Raw genomic sequence first — 18,050 nt, forward strand, 5'->3', positions numbered from 1 at the left:
TGAAGCGCCGGCCATCCGGTCGGCGCTTCATGCTTCATCCATCCGTCCATCAGGAGTTTTCCCATGAGCGTTCCTTACACACGTCTGAACAAAGATGACGCGGTTGTATTGCTGGTCGATCACCAGACCGGTCTGATCTCGCTGGTCCAGGATTTCACTCCGAACGAATTCAAAAACAACGTGCTGGCGCTGGGCGACATCGCCAAGTTCTTCAAGCTGCCGACCATCCTCACCACCAGTTTCGACGCAGGCCCGAACGGCCCGATCGTGCCTGAGCTGCGCGAGCAGTTCCCGGATGCGCCATTCATTCAGCGCCCAGGGCAGATCAATGCGTGGGACAACGAAGATTTCGTCAAAGCGATCAAGGCCACCGGTCGCAAGCAACTGATCATCGCCGGTGTGGTGACGGACGTTTGCGTGGCGTTCCCGACCCTGTCGGCGATTGCTGAAGGCTACGAAGTGTTTGTGGTGACTGACTCGTCCGGCACCTTCAACACCACCGTGCAGCAGGCGGCGTGGGCGCGGATGTCGGCGGCGGGTGCCCACCTGCTGAACTGGTTCTCGGTGGCGTGCGAGCTGCAGGGTGACTGGCGCAACGACATGGAAGGTTTGGCGCATTTGCTGTCGGAGCGTCTGCCTAACTATCGCAATTTGATCAACAGCTATACCAAGTTCACGGCCAAGTAATCGGCTGATCTTGAAGAACCCCTCACCCTAACCCTCTCCCGGAGGGAGAGGGGACTGACCGAGGGGTTCTTGCGAGGTACGCCGACGTGCAATACCGAGCCGAACTCAGGTCTTGAAATGCCCGGAGATCGACTCCTTTCGTGGTACGTCGACCTGTAATACCGAGATCGAACTTCAATCTTGAAATACATGGAGATCGGCTCCCTTTCCCCCTCGCCCCCTTGGGGGCGGTCCGACGTTTCGGGAGGGTTGGGGTGAGGGGGAGGCTTTTGATCTTGATCTTGCCGCTTCAACGCTTCTGCAACCAACCGAGAAAACCACCTTTCCTCACCGCCACCGGTTTAGCCATCAACGCGAGGCGACTGTTCTGCTGACGCACCGCCTGCAATTTATTCAACGCCTGACCCACCTCCGTGCGGTGCTCCATGCACTGACGGGTGAGGCTCTTGTCGAGTCGATAAATGATGCTCGACGTCAACGCCGTGAACGTCGCCTGCGACGGCGTATCGGCGAGAATACTTTGTTCACCCATGACCTCACTCGGCCCCATGCGCCCGGCCTCGACCTGGCTGTCGCCGTCCGGCACCGTCGCACTGACCACCCCGGTGGCAATCACGAACAGACTGTCCGGAACCTCGTCCAGATCCAGCACCACCTGGCCCGCCGTGTACTGCTGGGCAACCATCGATTCCGCCAGACGATCGCGCTCATCACTGCTCAGCGAGCGGAAGATTTTCACTTCATCGAGCAACGCACGGGCGCGGGTCGAGGGTTCGATCACGCCATCCGGATGCCGCGAAATCCCTGCCGCTTCCAGATGCCGGTGGGCGAGGTCGAACAGTTGATTGCGTACTTCGCTTTTCTTGCCGAGCTCGGCGATGAACCCGCTGGCGACGTACTCCGACATGGTTTCGCCGGCCTCTTTCAGCACGGCTTTCGGCGCTGGCGTCAGCAACAGCGAACTGCTGCCCTGCAAGGTGCGATCAAGCGCATCGAGTACCCGCCGCGGGCGGATGTGATTCGGCACCTGAATGCTGATCGACACGCCGTGCATGTTGTTCGGGCGACTGAGGTTGACGATCTTCGCCTTGGCCGCGACCGAGTTCGGCACCACCGCCATGGTCCCGGCGCTGGTCAGCAAGTGCGTGGCGCGCCAGTCGATGTCGAAGACCTTGCCTTCGACGCCGTCGATCACCACGAAATCATCCACCTGATACGGCTTGGTGGTGTTGAGCACGATCCCGGAAAACACATCGGCCAGGGTGCTCTGCAGCGCCAGACCGACAACGATGGCGACCACGCCGGAGGTTGCCAGCAAGCCTTTTACCGGCAGCTCCAGCACATAACCGGCCGCGGCAACAGTGGCGACCAGAAACACCAGGGCGCCAATCACGTCTTGCAGCAAACGGCCGCTATGGCCGATGCGGCGCATCAGCGCCAGGCCGACCACCTCGGTCAGCACCCGCGCAGCGTACAGCCACCAGAGAATCCCCAGCGCCGTCGCACCCAGTTGCGCCACGCGATCATCGGTGAATTGTGGTGCTTGCAACGGACTGACGCCGGCGTTGATCACCAGCGCCGTGAACGCCAGAAACAACACCAGGCGCACTCCGACTCTCGGGGCGCGATGGCTGAAGGGCGAGAAGTGCCAGAGCACCGCGTCGAGCAGCAGCAGGGCAGCGCTCCAGGACAGCAGGTGAGTGTAGAAAAAGGTCATGGCCGGTGCTCCGCAGTGTCTGCCAATAAAAAGATCGCAGCCTGCGGCAGCGCCTACAGAAGAACGTATTCCAATGTAGGCGCTGCCGCAGGCTGCAATCTTTTGCTGTTAAGGATTCAGATGAGTCTTCAGCTCAGCCGCCGCCTGACGCACCGCCGCTTTCACTTCCGGAATCTGACTCAGCGGATTGAGCAAACCAAAGTCATGAATCATCCCGTTGTAGCGCACCGAGGTCACCGCTACACCCGCCGCATCCAGGTGCCGCGCATAGCCTTCGCCTTCGTCACGCAGCACATCGAACTCGGCAGTCTGCACCAGTGCCGCAGGCAAGCCCTTGAGCTGTTCGGCGCTGGCATTCAGCGGCGAGGCATGGATCTGCGCACGCTCGGCCGGGTTGGTGGTGTAGTTGTCCCAGAACCACTGCATCATGCCTTTGGTGAGGAAGTGGCCCTCAGCAAATTGCTGGTACGAACCGTCGTCGAACTGCGCGTTGGTCACCGGCCACATCAGCAGTTGGAAGCGCAGCGCCGGGGCTTTCTGCTCCTTGGCCATCAACGCCACGACCGCCGCCATGTTGCCGCCGACGCTGTTGCCGGCCACGGCCAGGCGCTTACCGTCGACACCGATCTCCTTGCCGTGCTCAGCCACCCATTTCGTTGCGGCGTAGGCCTGATTGATCGCGGTCGGGTACTGGGCTTCCGGCGACGGCGTGTAGTCGACGTACACCGCGACCGCACCGGAACCCACCACCAAGTCACGAGTCAAGCGTTGGTGGGTCGGGAAATCGCCGAGCACCCAGCCGCCACCGTGGAAGAACATGAATACCGGCAACTCGCCTTTGACCTTGGCCGGCCGCACCACTTTCAGGTTGAGGGTCTGGCCATCGACCTTGATCGCTTTGTCACTGACTTCAACACCGGACAAGTCCACCTTCACCGAAGCCTGCGCGCCGGTCAGCACCGCACGGGCGTCTTTCGGGCTCAGTTGCTCCAGCGGTTTGCCACCACCGGCGGCGAGGGCGTTGAGGAAGGCTTGGGTGTTGTGTTCGACACCGCTGGTTTCGGCGGCGAAAGCGTTGCCGATGGACAGGGCGAGGAGGGAAGCTGTGAGGGTTTTCTTGACGATGTTCATGGTGGAAATCCTTTTGAATGTTTTTGATTTTTTATGCCTGGGTTGCGGGCTGCTGTGGCGCTGGGCTTCAGGGCCTCAGCAACACCGTGAGCACAGATTAATGGGCTGCTCAAAAGTGAAAAAGCGGCTATAAAGCGTTTAACTGTCTACCAGAGAGTGACAATGAACCCGTTCGAAGACATGCGTATTTTTTGCCAGGTCATGGACTCCGGCAGCTTCACCTCTGCGGCCGATCAACTGGGCCTGTCCAAGCAGTTCGTCAGCCGACGCTTGATGCAGTTGGAAGAGCGTCTCGGCGTGCGCTTATTGAACCGCTCGACCCGGCGACTCGACGTGACGCCGCTGGGGCAGAGTTATTACGAATCGGCGTTGCGCCTGTTGGGTGAAGTCGAACAAGTGGAGCAGGGCATCGCCGGGCAGACTGCCGAGCCACGCGGGACGATTCGTCTGAGTGCGCCGCTGTCGTTTGCCGTGGCACATCTGGGCTGTCTGCTGCCGCTGTTCTTGCAGCGCTATCGTGAGGTTACGGTAGAGGTCGATCTGAGTGATCGGCCGGTGGATTTGCTCGGTGAGGGCTACGATCTGGCGCTGCGCATTGGCGTGCTCGAAGACTCGACGCTGATTGCCCGGCGCATCGCGTCAATCGAACGCGTGTACTGCGCCAGCCCGTCGTACCTCGCCGAGCGCGGCACACCGCTCAAGCCGGAAGACCTGCACAGCCATGACTGCCTGCCTTATGGCCATGGGCGTTCGGTGCAATGGCGCTTTAACGCGGGGCAGGGTAAGCCGTTGTTGGTGAATGTCACCGGGCGCATGCGCGTTAACAACGGCGAGTTGCTCAGGGATGCCGCAGTGCAGGGGATGGGCATTACCTATTTGCCGACGTTCATTGTCGGCGCGGCGCTGAAGGATGGCCGGTTGGTGCCGGTGCTGGATGACTTGCGCCCCGAGCCGCTGACGTTATCGGCGGTGTATCCGCAGCATCGTCAGGCCTCAAGGCCGGTGCAGGCGCTGGTCGAATTCCTGCGCGAACGCTTGAACGAGAGCCACGTCGCCCTCTGAGCCTTACAGCAGATTTTCAAACCCTGCAAACCCCTGTGGGAGCGAGCCTGCTCGCGAAAGCGGTGTGTCAGTTAAAACATCATTGGCTGACCCTCAGCATTCGCGAGCAAGCTCGCTCCCACATTTGATAAAGGTCGTCTGTGAAATCTGCGCACGCCACAAAACCCTGTGGGAGCGAGCCTGCTCGCGATGGCGGTGTGTCAGTTAAAACATCATTGGCTGACCCTCAGCATTCGCGAGCAAGCTCGCTCCCACATTTGATAAAGGTCGTCTGCGTAATCTGTAAACGCCGCAAAACCCTGTAGGAGTGAGCCTGCTCGCGATGGCGGTGTGTCAGTTAAAACATCATTGGCTGACCCTCAGCATTCGCGAGCAAGCTCGCTCCCACATTTGATAAAGGTCGTCTGCGTAATCTGCGCACGCCACAAAACCCTGTGGGAGCGAGCTTGCTCGCGAAAGCGGTGTGTCAGGCAAAACATCATTGGCTGACCCTCAGCATTCGCGAGCAAGCTCGCTCCCACATTTGATAAAGGTCGTCTGCGTAATCTGCGCACGCCACAAAACCCTGTAGGAGTGAGCCTGCTCGCGATAGCGTTCTGTCTGTCACAGTTTCAGTGTCTGAATGACCGCTATCGCGAGCAGGCTCACTCCCACAATTGATGTTGGTCGTCTGCGTAATCTGCGCACGCCACAAAACCCTGTGGGAGCGAGCTTGCTCGCGAAAGCGGTGTGTCAGTCAAAACATCATTGGCTGACCCTCAGCATTCGCGAGCAAGCTCGCTCCCACAGGTTTTGCGGTGTGTCTAATTATCAGTTGGCGCGCTTGTCATCGCCCGGCTCGCCGCCGACATGTACGCCGCGATCATCGCCGGCTTCAGCCGCAGCGTGGACGCCACGATCATCACCGACTTCACCAGCGCGGTGGACCCCGTGGTCATCGCCGACTTCTCCAGCGCGGTGGACGCCATGGTCATCTCCCGCTTCAGCATGGGCGCCGTTGCGGCCGGATGAGGCGCTGTCGCCCGAGTGTCCCGAGCCGTGGTCGCTGCCGCTGTGGCCACTGTTGCCACCGCCACCACCACTGCCACTGTTGCCGCCACCGCCGTGACTGCCTCCGCCGCCACTTCCGCCCCCACCATTTCCACCGCTGCCACCTCCACCGCTGCCACCACCGTTGCCACCGTGACCGCCACCGCCCCCGCCACTTCCTCCACCTCCGCCCCCACCATTTCCGCCGCCGCCGCCCCCTCCGCCACCACTGCCTCCACCACCACTCCCACCATCCTTGGCATGAGCACTGGATACTCCGGACAAACTGTCCGGAATCAGCACCGTAGACGCTGACAGAACTGCGCCGATGGCCATTGCGAGCACGAGCTTTTGAATGTGCATATCGTTCTCCGTCTTTGTGGTTTTGTTGGGAACGTAAAAGTGCATTGTTGCAAGGACCGGACCCGTTCCTAGGGGTCAGTGAATACTCGAAGCCAGTTCGAAAATCGGGATGTACATCAGGATCACAATGACCCCGATCAGCAGGCCGATGAAGGTCATCAGCAGCGGCTCGAACAATTTAACGAACCACTCCAGCCAGCGGCTGATTTCCTCGTCGTAGAAGTCGGCGCTGCGTTCCATCATCTGCCCGAGGTTGCCGGACTGTTCGCCGGCGCGCAGTAGGCGCAGGGACACCGGTGTCACCAGGTGATTGAGCTCCAGCGCGGTGGACAATGACTGCCCCTCGCGCACCCGCTCGCAGGCCTGATCCAGGCGCACCCGCGAGGCAACGGTGAGCAAGCCACGCACCATGCTCATGGCGGTCACCAGCGGAATTCCGCCTTGCAGCAGAATCCCCAGCGAACGATAAAACCGCGCCAGCTCATACATGAAAATCCGTTGATGCACGGCTGGCAGTTTCTCCACCAGCCGATCCAGCCCACGGCGAAACGCCGGTTGCTTCTGCAGGACGGCGAGGGCAATGACCAGCGCCGCCAGCCCGCCAAAAAACTCAGCCTGATGCGCATGCAAAAACATGCCGCTGCTCATCAGCACCTGCGACAGCCACGGCAGGTTATTGCCCAAGCCTTCAAACACCAGGCTGAAGCGTGGCACCACATAACCCATCAAGAACAACACCACGCCACCACCGACGATCAGCAACAGCATCGGGTAGATCGAGGCACTGATGATCTTCTGCCGTACCTCGTCCATGCGCTGGCGATAACTGACGTAGCGACCGAGCGCATCGCCGACCGCGCCGGTCTTCTCGCTGGACTGTACCAGCGCCACGTACAACGGCGGGAACACCGCCGACAACTGGCCCAACGCCTGCGAGAAGGATTTGCCCTCATAAAGCAGGCGCACCAGCTCACTCAAGGTTTTCCGGGCAGATGGCGCTGTTTCTTTTTCGGCGAGGCTTTCCAGCGCATCGATCAACGGTAGGCCGGCATTGAGCAGGGTGGTCAATTCCTGGCTGAATAACACCAGGTTGAAGGTCTCGCGCTGGCGCAGTTTCAGTGAGCGCCAATGCTTGTCGGCGTGCGAGCTGAGCACACGCAAGCCCTGATCCTCGGCGATCCGCCGTGCGTCGCTGTCACCCGCCGCCTCGACGCTCAAGGACACCACGCCCGCCTTGCCGACCGCTTTCAAATGAAATCGCATGGGCCGCGCTCCGTTTACTGCCAGTTGGTCACTTCAGCGTTTTCACCTTCACCGCCGGGCTGGCCGTCCTTGCCCATCGAGAGCAAGTCGTACTCGCTGTTTTCGCCGGGATAGCGGTAGGTGTAATTACGTCCCCACGGATCCTGCGGGAGCTTTTTCTGCAAGTACGGGCCGGTCCATTTCGCTTCGTCACTCGGTGCAGTGACCAAGGCCTGCAAGCCTTGTTCGGTGGACGGGTAGTGGCCGACTTCCAGTCGATAGATATCCAGCGCTTTGCTCAGCCCTTCGATCTGCGCCTTGGCCACTTTCACTTCCGAGCGACCGAGTTGGGCGAAGTATTTCGGCGCGACGATCCCGGCCAACAGGCCGAGCACCACCAGCACCACGAGCAATTCGAGCAGGGTAAAACCGCGTTGGCCACGCGGACGAAATTGCAGCTTCATGATGACCTCCCGTAAGTGGCAGCCGTGTCGCCTGAAGGGCCTATGCAATTGCCATGCTCAGCCTCACTGAAAACCGGCTGATTGGCTGAAGCCCTTGTAAATCGGGCATTTCAAGAGTCGGCACAGTGCTTGCGTATGGCTCAAACGTGATCGGCCATTGGGGCATTTCCCCCAATTTATCGGGGTCGATCCGGGGAGGCCCGACATGAAATTTCTCGCCAGCGGATTGCTCGGATGTGTGCTGCTCAGCGGCGCCGCGCAAGCCGACGTATTCATCTCCGTGGACGCCAAGGGCAGCTATGTCCTGTCCAACGTTCACCGGCCCGGACGCACCTACGAACGGGTGATCCACGAGGCTGAAATGCCTGTGGCCAGCCTCGATCAACAGCCACAAATGATCGCCAACCAGCCCTACGCGGAACTGGTCTCGGCAGCCGCCAAAGTCAATCAATTACCCGAAGCGCTGCTGCACGCGGTGATCAACGCCGAATCCCACTACAACCCTGGTGCGACCTCAGCCAAAGGCGCGGGCGGACTCATGCAGTTGATGCCCGACACCGCGCGCGAACTGGGTGTGACCGACGTCTACGACCCCAAGGCCAACATCCAGGGCGGGGCGAAATATCTCAAACGCCTGATGACCTTGTTCGACAACGACATTGCTCTCGCCGTGGCGGCCTATAACGCCGGGCCCGACGCGGTGCTCAGCCGTGGCCGGGTGATTCCGCCGTTTGCCGAAACCCAGCGTTATGTACCGAACGTATTGCGTCAGTACCGGCGTCTGCAGGGCCTGGCCATGGATGCGCCGTTGTGACCCAACCCGGTTTTCCCCACATTCGGGGGCAAACCGCAGAGGCCCGAAAAGTGGGGAAAACCGGTGGGGAATATCCCCCGGATCCTCAAATGGTTGCGGTAACTGATTGAACGGTAATGAAATTTTTTGTGGCACGCGGATTGCTCCGAGGCATTTGTCGAGAAGTGTTCCCAAGAGCACCCACTACGAGGTTACTGATCATGGTTGGCATTCATCACGCTCCGTCTCTGTTGAATTGGCTGGTGATTCTGGCCTCGATGCTCAGCGTCGAGCTGGCCGGTGCAGCCGTGCGTTGCGAGCGCAACCTGGTGGCCAACGTCGTCGCCTTCGATCAACCGCTGATGTTCAACCGCCTCGGTGCGCAGAACATCAACGGCATGATGTTCGCCCTGCGCCGCGACGTGGTCGATGAACATGAGCAGTCGCTGGCTTACGGCGGCGCCGCAGTGCCGGGCAAAGTCTCGCTGCGTCCGGACAAGCGCCCTCGGCCATTGGTATTGCGTGTGGCCGCCGGCGATTGCCTGACGATCAATCTGCAGAACCTGCTCGACTATCAGGCCAACCCGAACAAGCACTTTGAAAACCAGGGCGAAGAAGAGGGCGCGGAAAACGCCAACGGCGCCGAAGCCTTCAAAGTCGATGAACAAGTGGCGGATCGTCACGTCGGTTTCCAGGTCAACGGCCTGCAAGCGGTGAACAGCATTGATGACATCTCTTCGTTCACCGGGCGTAACGCCAACAGCCTGGTGCCTCCGGGCTCCAGCCGTTCCTACACCTTGTTCGCCGAACGTGAGGGCGCGTTTGCCGTCAGCAGCCGAGGCGCGACGTTTGGTGGCGAGGGCGCGGCCGGCAACGTTGCCAATGGTCTGTTCGGCCAGGTCGTCGTGCTGCCCAAGGGCGGTCGCACCTATCGCAATACCCTCACCGAAGAAGAAATGCGCCTGGCCACCACCGGCCGCGCACCCACCGGCCAACCGATCGTCGATTACCAGGCGCGCTACCCGCAGCGCGAACCGTGGTTGCGCGAAGGCAAGGCCGGTACGCCGATCATCGGCATGGTCGACGGCAATGAAATCATCTCCAGCGAAAGCGATGCGATTGTCATGGGCAGCAACGCCGACGGCAGTTTCCCATCCAGCACCTACCCGCTGGAGTCGATGGGCAAACGCAACCCGGCGATTCCCAATCGCCTCGAAGCGTTCCGCGATTTCGCCTCGCAATTCCAGGACGAAACCGCCGCTACTCAAGCATTCCCGGCCTATTGGGCTGACCCGGTAATGGCCCATGTGCTGGAGCCGACCCGCGACTCGTTCATGATCAACTACGGCTCCGGCGGCATGGGCGCCGAAGTGGTCGCCAACCGCTTGGGCGTGGGGCCGATGCACGACTGCCTGTCGTGCGCCTACGAAGAATTCTTCCTCAGCTCGCACACCGTCGGCGATGTAGCGATGCTGGTGGATGTGCCGGCCAACACCGGGCTTGAGAACATCGCCCCCGGCCAGATACCGCGCGCCGATCAGATCGGTGTGAAAGCCACCATGGCGCTGTATCCGTCGGAGCCGTCGAACGTCAACCACAGCTACATCGGTGACTTCGTCAAATTCCGCAACACCCACAATGGCCACGAGCAGCACATCTTCCACCTGCACGGCCATCAGTGGCTGTTCAACCCCAACGACGACAACTCCGATTACGTCGACGCCCAAGGCATTGGCCCGGGCGCCGGTTACACCTATGAAATCGCCAATGGCGGTTCGGGCAACCGCAACCGCGTGGCCGGCGATGCGATCTATCACTGCCATTTCTATCCGCACTTTGCCCAAGGCATGTGGGCCATGTGGCGGGTGCACGATGTGTTCGAAGAAGGCACGCGACTCGATGTTTCGCAGCAGGGCGCCGACGGCTATCACAGCGAACCGTTTGCCTTGCGCAGTGGCAAACCGGCGGCGGGTGCACGGGCCTTGCCCGATGGCGAAATCGTCGCCGGTACGCCGATTCCGGCCATCGTGCCGCTTCCAGGCAAAGCCATGGCGCCAATGCCGGGCAAAGTCGTGGTCGTGCCGAAGATCGGCGAAACCCTGGTCGCCGAAAATGATCACGACGATGACGAAGAAGAGGGCGATGACGACGGTGAGCACCATGGCGGCAATGCCGCTGGTCAAGCCATCGGTTCGCTGGCGCTGGTCGATCGCAGCGAAGCCAATCGCAATGCCGACGGCAGCCTGAAAAACCCTGGCTATCCGTTCTGGATCGGCGGCATGGAAAGCTCGGTCGGCCAACGTCCGCCAACGCCGCCGCTGGACATGCTCGACGCGGCCACCGCGCAGTCTTTGAAGGCCAGCGGCAAGGCACTGTGGGCCAATCTCGACCCGGCGCAGTCCGGCGGTTGGAATGGCGGCTTGCAGCGTCACGCACTGGATGGCGTCGCGGCCGGTGGCGAAGCGCACACCGTGACCACTTCGCTGGACTTCTCCAAGGAAGTCAGACGTGCCAAGCCGATTTACCTGCCTGAAGAAGGCACCGAAGTCGAACAAGCGGCGATGGCCTTCCACGCGAAGAAAGATCACCCAAGCTATGCCTTGCTGCCCGGTAATCAAGTGGTCGCCAAGCCGTTCCGCACCAACGGTGCCTTGCCGATGGCCGGCGCGCCGTACTACGAGCCGTGCATGGACGATCGGCAAAAACGCCTGACCAGCAACGCCGGCAGCGGCGAGTTCGCCAGCGGTGAGCGCATCGACGGTATGTCCTTTGTCGGCGCCTCGAGCTTCACCGCCGACCGCCCACGGATCTACAAAGCCGCCAACATTCAGTTCGACGCGGTGTACAACAAAGTCGGTTATCACTTTCCGCAGGCGCGCATTCTCGCGCTGTGGGAAGACGCCTGGCCGGTGATCACCAAGCAACGTCCACCAGAGCCGCTGGTGATGCGCATGAACACTTTCGATTGCGTGCAATACCAGCAAACCAACCTGGTCCCGGCCACCTATGAGATGGACGACTATCAGGTGCGCACGCCGACCGACGTAATCGGCCAGCACATTCACCTGCCGAAGTGGGATCTGACCTCGGCGGACGGCTCGTCCAATGGCTGGAACTACGAGGACGGCGTGCTCTCGCCCGGCGCCGTGCAGGAACGCATTCATGCGATCCGCGAGTTCAACCAGTGCGCCGGCACCGATCCACGTGACGGCACCCAGGCCTGCCCGATAGCCAGGAACCACCCATTTTTCGGCCAGTATGGTCGCGCCGACTGGCTGGGTGCGCGCACGGCGATGCAGCGCTGGTTCGTCGATCCGGTGGTCAACGCCAAAGGCGTCGATCGCGGCCTCGGCACCATCTTCACCCACGACCACTTAGGCCCATCGACGCATCAGCAGATTGGACTGTACGCGACTGTGCTTGCCGAGCCGGCCGGTTCCACCTGGTTCCACGCCGAAACCGGCGAGCCGTTGTACAGCGGCGCGCGCCAGGATGGTGGGCCGACCTCATGGCAGGCGGTGATCAACACCGGCGACCTCGATGGCGACGGCAAGAACGACAGCTTCCGCGAGTTCTTCCTCGAATACAGCGACTTCCAGCACGCCTATGAAGCTGGCGTTTACGTCGGTGCCGGCCCTAACGGTGTGCCGAATGCGCAGGCGTTCCCGGCCACCGCCGACAGCTTCCGTTACGCGATCAACCCGCCAGTGCGCAACAACGCCAGCAACTTGCTAGAAGGCGTGCTGGAAGTGCAGGGCGGTCAGGTGCCGGGCTGCCCGAGCCGGCCATGTCCGCAGGCGATCTCGGTGGATGATCCGGGCATGTTCGTCGTCAACTATCGCAACGAACCGCTGGCCCTGCGCGTGTACGACCCGAACAAGGTCGGCCCGGATGGCAAACGCGGCATGCAGGCTGACGGCCTCGGCGGTGATCTGTCGTTCGCCATGCAAAGCCGTACCGACCGCGCCATTCCGGCGATGAATCTGGCGCCGAATCTGCTCACTTCGGCGACCGGACCCACCGGCGGTACCACGCTGTTTCCACCGCACATCAACAAGGGCGGCGCCGAGCCGGGCGATCCGTTCACGCCGATGCTGCGCACCTATACCGGCGACAACGTGCGGTTGCGGGTGCATGCCGGCGGCCATGAGGAAGAGCACAACGTCACCCTGCACGGTGTGAAATGGCTGCAGAGCGGTTCCGGTTTCGGCAACAGCTCCAACTCCGGCTGGCGCGCGTCGCAGATGATCGGCATCTCCGAGCAGATGGGCTTCATTGCGCCGGTGTCGATGCTGTCCAGTTCGGCGGCGACCACGGGTGATTATCTGTACTCGATGGACGCTTCGATCGAAGGCTACTGGAGCGGTATCTGGGGCGTGATGCGCAACTACACCGCCAAACGCGCCGACCTGTTCGCCATCCCCAACAACCCGAATCCGGCGGGCATGCGCAACACCGTGGCGTTCGAGGGCAGTTGCCCGCGCTATGGCGCCAACCCTAACGGCATTGGCACCCGGCCTACGGTGCAGCGCAACTACGAAGTGGTCGCGGCGCTGGCCAACGACATTCTCGGCAATGCGCTGGGCCTGACCATCGGCGATCCCGAAGGGCTTGGTCAACATGTCGGCGGGCCGCTGAATCCGGCGGGTGGCACCCTGGTGCTGAACTCGCGCACGGTGAGCATTCCGCAGGTCACGGTGACCGATCCGGAGGATGGCGAAACCATCACCATCGGCGGGCAGAGCGGGCCGTTGCATGACCCAACCGCGATTCTCTATGTGCGTAAATCCGATCTCGATCCGGTGAGTGGCAAGCTGAAACCCGGCATTCCGGTCGAGCCGTTGGTGCTACGTGCAGCCGCGGGGGATTGCATCAACATCACTCTGGAAAACCGTCTGCCGAGCGTGATGCCCGACTTGACGCAAACCGCGGTGATGCAAGGCATGGTCAAGCGTGATCGCAACAGTGGTCTGGGCTCGACCACCTTCAGCAATAACCTGATGCGGCCGTCCAGCCATGTCGGCCTGCACGCGCAGTTGCTGGCGTACGACATCACCAAATCCGACGGCGCCAATGTCGGCGCCAACCCGATTCAGACCGTGCCACCGCGTGTCGGCAACAGCGGCGCGTACCCGACCCGTACCTATCAGTACTACGCCGGACACCTGGAGCGTGAAGGCAAACCGGTAACTCAACTGGGCCGCAGCGTCGACAACATCAACGCCACAGCGGTGGAGTTCGGCGGCTTGAACATCACCCCGGCGGACGTGATCAAGCAGCCGCAAAAAGGTCTTGGCGGAGCGATGAGCATCCTGCCGATCGGCGCGACCTGGGTCGACGATGCGCGCAAGGTCAACGCCACGGTCACCGCGCCTGGGCAAACCAGCTACCGCGACTTTGCGATGGTCTGGCACAAGGCGCTGAACACCCGTTGGGCCAATGGCCGGCCGGTGGAAGGGATTGCGGCTGAAGGCTTCGGCGTGCCGACCGATCCGCAGGACAACTCGAGCATGGCGATCAACTACAAGACCGAACCGCTGTGGTACCGCTTCGGCCTCGCTCCGGACGCACCGTTCGGGCATGCCGATGGCGCGGGTTACGGCGACATGAGTAATGCGCACATGGCCTACAGCAACGCGTTGGTGGGCGGTGATCCGCAGACGCCGGTGCTGTATGCCAAACCCGGGCAACCGTTCCGCACGCATATTTTGATGCCGAGCGGTGGCAGTCGTGGCACCACGTTCCAGCTCGATGGGCACGTCTGGTCGGTCAATCCGTTCCAGGCCGAGAAGAGCGATACCGGGGGTTATCCGATGGGGTCGCCGGGCGTCGGCTCAGTGCGCTTCGGCTACAACCCGATGTCGATGTACATCGGCGCCCACGAAAGCGTCCTGCCGGCCGCGCACTTCAGCTTCATGATCCCGAGCGCTGGTGGCAGCAATGCGATCCCGGGGGATTATCTGTTCCGCGATTACGCCGCCTACGGCAACACCTCCGGGTTATGGGGCTTGCTGCGCGTGACCAACGAACCGGAACCGGCGCCGCAGGGGCAGTAGCAGAGCGGCAATGCCCCGGTGGATGCAAATCCCTGTGGGAGCGAGCTTGCTCGCGAAGAGGGCGGCACATGCAACAGGTGTGTTGGCTGACAGACCGCTTTCGCGAGCAAGCTCGCTCCCACAGGGGACAGTGGTTGGCAGTGAGGAAGTGGATGTACGCAAATCCCTTGTGGGAGCGAGCTTGCTCGCGAATGGGGGCAACTCGGTTTGTGAGGGTGAGGCTGAAGACGCTTTCGCGAGCAGGCTCGCTCCCACATGGGGGGCGGTGTTTTGCCAGGTGAAGAGGTAGGGGAGAGTTAGATGAACAGGATCATCAACATCATCGGTATTTGTACGCTGGCCATGGCCGGTGCGTTGCTGACGCTGAGTGAGATTGCGCTGGCACAAACCGGTGCGGGTCAGACGCTGAACCGCGACGGCGTGGCGGTGGATTTCCACCTCAAGCCATTGGCCGCTGACGGCAAACTGCGTGAAGGTGAATTCGCCGATGTGCAGTTTCGCGTCACTGACAGCGCCTCCGGCCAGCCGTTGTCCGGGGTAGCGCCGGGGGCCTGGGTCGATCCGCAAACCCTCGCCGCCGATCAGGCCCAGGGCCGCGACCAGAGCTGCAAGGCCCGGGTCGGGGTGTTTCTCAAATCCAACATCGGTGCGCGACCGTTGCTCGACCTCAACAGCTATTTCCTGCTGGTGATGAACCGCGACGTGAGCATCGCTGTGGTCGATCCGTCGGTGTCGGTCGGCGGCATCACCAGCACGCTCGCGCGAATCGAACTCAAGCAATCGCCGATGGACTGGGTCACGCCCAAAGACAACAAACGCGTGTTCGTTTCCATGCCGACGGCCGGCGAAGTGGCCGTCATCGACAGCGAACAATTCAAGGTTCTCGATTCGATTAAAGCCGGCAGCCAACCGGTGCGCCTGGCGCTGCAACCGGATGAGCGTCTGCTCTGGGTCGGCAACAACGCCAGCAAAGCCGAAGACTCCGGCGTCACAGTGATCGACAGCCAAAGCCTCAAACCCCTCAAATACTTGCAGACCGGGCGCGGCCACCACGAAATCAGCTTCAGCAAGGACAGCCGCTTCGCCTTCGTCAGCAACCGTGACGACGGCACCGTCAGCGTGGTCGACATCGCCAGCCTGACCATCGTCGAGCAGATCAAAACCGGCTCGCATCCGCTGTCAGTCGCCTATTCCGCGCTGTCCGGCGCGGTGTATGTGGCCGATGGCAAGGACGGCACGGTGACCGTGATCGACGCCAACACGCACGCCATCCGCCGGGTGATCAAACTGCAACAAGGCCTCGGCCCCATGGGTTTCAGCGCCGACGGCCGCTTCGGCGTGGTGCTCAACACCGTGGAAAACCGCGCCAGCATCATCGACGCCGCGACCAACAGCGCCATTCACGACCTCGACGTCAGCGCCGAACCCTACCAAGTGGTGTTCACCCAGGCCTACGCCTACATCCGCGGACTCGCTTCACCGAAAGTCACCATGATCAACCTGTCTTCTTTAGGCGAAGGCCGCCAGCCGATCAGCCAGGGGTTCGAAGCCGGCCCGCAAGCGCCGCGTCTGGCCGGGGATTTGCCACTGGCCTCAAGCCTGGCGGTGTCGCGCGACGACAACGCGGTGTTCGTGGTCAACCCGGTCGACAACACCACCTACTTCTACGCCGAAGGCATGAACGCGCCGATGTCCGGCTACCCCAACCGTGGCCAGATCGCCCGCGCCGCCATGGTCATCGATCGCAGCTTGCGCGAAATCTCGCCGGGACTGTACAGCGCGCGGGTGAAGCTGCCGGCGGCGGGGCGCTTTGACGTGGCGTTCCTGCTCAATCAACCGAACATCATTCACTGCTTTACCGCGCAGATCGAAACCAATGGCGCCCTGGTAAAACACTTCGGCGCACCGAAAGTCGAGTTCCTCCTCGACAAGACTGCCGTGGCGCTCAACGACCCCTACGTCGTGCGTTTCCGCATCGTGCAGGGCAAAGACAAAACCCAGCGCAGCGGCGTGAAAGACGTGCAATTGCGCTACTACCTCGCGCCCACCTCGCATCCCCGCGAAGTGGCGGCGCTGGAAGTCGCCGACGGCGTGTACGAAGCGCCGATCACCCTCGACCGCAGCGGCGCTTGGTATCTGCATGTGCGTGCGGCCTCTTTGGGCGCCGGTTTCGATGACAAGACCTTTGCCAGTGTTCGGGTAGCCCCCGGCCAGGCCCGTTGAAGAGGAGTTTCGACATGAACCGATTTGCATCCAGTGGCCTGCTGACCCTGTGCCTGTTGAGCCTTGGCGTTCAACACGCCAACGCTCACTCGGCCGACGAACACGCCGGACACAAAGCCCCGGCCAGCAGCACTCAGGAACACGCCCAGGTGAAATTCGCCAACGTGCCGCTGCTCGACCAGAACGGCAAAACAGTGCGCCTGGAACAAGACCTGGTGCAGGGCAAAATCGTCGTCATGAGCTTCATCTACACCAGTTGCACCACGGTGTGTCCGGTGGTCTCGTCGATCATGGGCAAGGTGCAGAAACAGCTCGGTGCGCGGGTAGGCGAGGAAGTGCAACTGGTGTCGATCAGCATCGACCCACAGCGCGACGACCCGAAACGCCTGCAGGATTATGCCCGCACCTTCCAGCGCGGGCCGGGCTGGAGCTGGCTGACCGGCTCGCCGCAGTCGATCAATGAAACCCTCAAGGGCCTCGGCAGTTTCAGTGGCGACTTCAAGAATCACCAACCGTTGATCCTCGTCGGCGACGGCAACAATCGTCACTGGATGCGCTATTACGGCTTCACCGATCCAGCACTGTTGGCCAAGGAAGTGGAAAAACTCAGCGGCCTGCGCACCCACGCCAAACACACAGCCATCGCCATGGAGCAACAGCCATGAGACTGCTCGACTGGATCGCCCTGACCGTGTGCTTCTGGATTCTTGGTAACGTCGCGTTTGCTCACGAAGACCACGTCTCTGAGCCGCCAGCCGCTGTGGCCGCCGCGCCGGCCAAAGGTACCCACGACGCGAAAACCTGGTTCACCGACACGCCGTTACAGGATCAGAACGGCGCGACCCTGCGCTTCTACAGCGATGCGCTGCAAAACCGCATCGTCCTGCTTAACGTGATCTTCACCAGTTGCAATGACGCCTGCCCGCTGATCACGCAAAAGCTCAAGGAAGTCCGCGAGCTGTTGGGCGACAAGGCGCAAGACATCACCTTCATTTCCCTTACCAGTGACCCGCTGCGCGACACGCCGGCGGTGCTCAAGGCTTACACCTTGAAGCAGGGTTCCGATGACCCTCATTGGCTTTTTCTTACCGGCGACAAGGCGCAGATGGACCTGGTATTGAGTCGCATCGGCCAGATCGTACCGACGCCAGAGCAACACTCCACGCAGTTGATCGTCGGTGATGTCGCCAATAAACGCTGGAGCAAAATCCGTCCCGACGCCCCGGCTGCCGCCATTGCCCAGCGCTTGCAGTTGCTGACAATGCCCGTGGCCGGCCGCTGAG

12 protein-coding genes are annotated in these 18,050 nt (G+C 61.5%); 7 read left to right on the top strand and 5 right to left on the bottom strand.

Annotated elements, in window-relative coordinates:
• Positions 1-63 precede the first annotated feature (63 nt).
• Positions 64-687: an isochorismate family cysteine hydrolase YcaC gene (gene ycaC / locus AB4N74_RS05140; protein WP_007913541.1), complete on the top strand. Its 624-nt coding sequence runs from the start codon at positions 64-66 to the stop codon at positions 685-687.
• 289 nt (positions 688-976) lie between these two features.
• Here the strand turns inward: ycaC and AB4N74_RS05145 are convergent, their stop codons facing one another.
• Positions 977-2,404, bottom strand: coding sequence for a mechanosensitive ion channel domain-containing protein (locus tag AB4N74_RS05145; RefSeq protein ID WP_460098505.1), 1,428 nt, complete (start codon positions 2,402-2,404; stop codon positions 977-979).
• 108 nt (positions 2,405-2,512) lie between these two features.
• Positions 2,513-3,535 (bottom strand): alpha/beta hydrolase, encoded by a 1,023-nt coding sequence (locus AB4N74_RS05150; RefSeq protein WP_460098507.1) that lies wholly within the window; start codon positions 3,533-3,535, stop codon positions 2,513-2,515.
• Between the two features lie 162 nt (positions 3,536-3,697).
• Between AB4N74_RS05150 and AB4N74_RS05155 the strand changes: the two genes are divergently transcribed.
• Positions 3,698-4,597 (top strand): LysR family transcriptional regulator, encoded by a 900-nt coding sequence (locus AB4N74_RS05155; protein ID WP_116255317.1) that lies wholly within the window; start codon positions 3,698-3,700, stop codon positions 4,595-4,597.
• Positions 4,598-5,407: 810 nt separating this feature from the next.
• Here AB4N74_RS05155 and AB4N74_RS05160 read toward each other — a convergent pair.
• From AB4N74_RS05160 to gspG, 3 genes are all read right to left on the bottom strand, one after another.
• Positions 5,408-5,989 (bottom strand): hypothetical protein, encoded by a 582-nt coding sequence (locus AB4N74_RS05160; protein ID WP_460098509.1) that lies wholly within the window; start codon positions 5,987-5,989, stop codon positions 5,408-5,410.
• Between the two features lie 75 nt (positions 5,990-6,064).
• Entirely contained in the window at positions 6,065-7,252 is a 1,188-nt protein-coding gene (locus AB4N74_RS05165; RefSeq protein WP_460098511.1) for a type II secretion system F family protein, read from the bottom strand.
• Between the two features lie 14 nt (positions 7,253-7,266).
• On the bottom strand, positions 7,267-7,695 hold the full coding sequence (gspG, locus tag AB4N74_RS05170; protein ID WP_064120121.1) for a type II secretion system major pseudopilin GspG: 429 nt from the start codon (positions 7,693-7,695) through the stop codon (positions 7,267-7,269).
• Between the two features lie 205 nt (positions 7,696-7,900).
• On the opposite strand from gspG, the gene AB4N74_RS05175 reads away from it, so the two are divergent.
• The 5 genes from AB4N74_RS05175 to AB4N74_RS05195 all read left to right on the top strand — a co-directional run bounded on the left by AB4N74_RS05175 (position 7,901) and on the right by AB4N74_RS05195 (position 18,049).
• Positions 7,901-8,509, top strand: a complete 609-nt coding sequence (locus tag AB4N74_RS05175; protein ID WP_093439292.1) for a lytic transglycosylase domain-containing protein — start codon at positions 7,901-7,903, stop codon at positions 8,507-8,509.
• A gap of 200 nt (positions 8,510-8,709) precedes the next feature.
• Positions 8,710-14,544 carry a manganese-oxidizing multicopper oxidase MnxG gene (gene mnxG / locus AB4N74_RS05180; RefSeq protein WP_460098513.1) on the top strand — a complete coding sequence of 1,945 codons (5,835 nt, stop codon included), beginning with the start codon at positions 8,710-8,712 and terminating at the stop codon, positions 14,542-14,544.
• A gap of 300 nt (positions 14,545-14,844) precedes the next feature.
• Entirely contained in the window at positions 14,845-16,767 is a 1,923-nt protein-coding gene (locus AB4N74_RS05185; RefSeq protein WP_460098515.1) for a YncE family protein, read from the top strand.
• A 14-nt stretch (positions 16,768-16,781) separates the two neighbouring features.
• Complete coding sequence (locus tag AB4N74_RS05190; protein WP_257358141.1) at positions 16,782-17,432, top strand: SCO family protein; 651 nt, start codon at positions 16,782-16,784, stop codon at positions 17,430-17,432.
• Entirely contained in the window at positions 17,429-18,049 is a 621-nt protein-coding gene (locus AB4N74_RS05195; protein ID WP_093439276.1) for an SCO family protein, read from the top strand. Before AB4N74_RS05190 ends, AB4N74_RS05195 begins: the two co-directional genes overlap by 4 nt.
• Position 18,050: the final 1 nt, after the last annotated feature.

This window comes from Pseudomonas sp. H3_C08 (assembly GCF_054669455.1).

Coding starts and splice junctions, on each gene's coding strand:
- ycaC (WP_007913541.1), top strand. CDS start 64: ATGAGCGTTCCTTACACACGTCTGAACAAAGATGACGCGGTTGTATTG.
- AB4N74_RS05165 (WP_460098511.1), bottom strand. CDS start 7,252: ATGCGATTTCATTTGAAAGCGGTCGGCAAGGCGGGCGTGGTGTCCTTG.
- AB4N74_RS05150 (WP_460098507.1), bottom strand. CDS start 3,535: ATGAACATCGTCAAGAAAACCCTCACAGCTTCCCTCCTCGCCCTGTCC.
- AB4N74_RS05185 (WP_460098515.1), top strand. CDS start 14,845: ATGAACAGGATCATCAACATCATCGGTATTTGTACGCTGGCCATGGCC.
- AB4N74_RS05195 (WP_093439276.1), top strand. CDS start 17,429: ATGAGACTGCTCGACTGGATCGCCCTGACCGTGTGCTTCTGGATTCTT.
- gspG (WP_064120121.1), bottom strand. CDS start 7,695: ATGAAGCTGCAATTTCGTCCGCGTGGCCAACGCGGTTTTACCCTGCTC.
- AB4N74_RS05175 (WP_093439292.1), top strand. CDS start 7,901: ATGAAATTTCTCGCCAGCGGATTGCTCGGATGTGTGCTGCTCAGCGGC.
- AB4N74_RS05190 (WP_257358141.1), top strand. CDS start 16,782: ATGAACCGATTTGCATCCAGTGGCCTGCTGACCCTGTGCCTGTTGAGC.
- AB4N74_RS05155 (WP_116255317.1), top strand. CDS start 3,698: ATGAACCCGTTCGAAGACATGCGTATTTTTTGCCAGGTCATGGACTCC.
- mnxG (WP_460098513.1), top strand. CDS start 8,710: ATGGTTGGCATTCATCACGCTCCGTCTCTGTTGAATTGGCTGGTGATT.
- AB4N74_RS05160 (WP_460098509.1), bottom strand. CDS start 5,989: ATGCACATTCAAAAGCTCGTGCTCGCAATGGCCATCGGCGCAGTTCTG.
- AB4N74_RS05145 (WP_460098505.1), bottom strand. CDS start 2,404: ATGACCTTTTTCTACACTCACCTGCTGTCCTGGAGCGCTGCCCTGCTG.